Here is a 239-nt window from a genome sequence, read left to right as displayed (position 1 = left end):
TAACCACGGCTAGTTGATTTTAAGCGGTCGAAGAAGTCCATCACCACTTCCGCCATTGGCAGATGGGAAGTTACGGCCACTTGATTACCGTGGTAAACGATATTCACTTGAGTACCGCGTTTTTCGATACACAGCGTAATTACGTTACCTAAGTATTCTTTTGGTGCCAGAATATTGGCTTCAACAATCGGTTCACGCATCTCTTCGATGTTGTTAATTGCAGGCAAATCTGCTGGATT

At 43.9% G+C, this 239-nt stretch carries 1 pseudogene; it reads right to left on the bottom strand.

Annotation, left to right across the window (positions count from 1 at the left end):
* Positions 1-239 (bottom strand): annotated as a pseudogene (locus B4920_RS27780) (elongation factor 4); the annotation flags it as partial.

Source organism: Zoogloea sp. LCSB751 (assembly GCF_002028455.1).
Classification (GTDB): Bacteria; Pseudomonadota; Gammaproteobacteria; order Burkholderiales; family Rhodocyclaceae; genus Zoogloea.
This window is presented reverse-complemented; position numbering and strand designations above follow the sequence as displayed.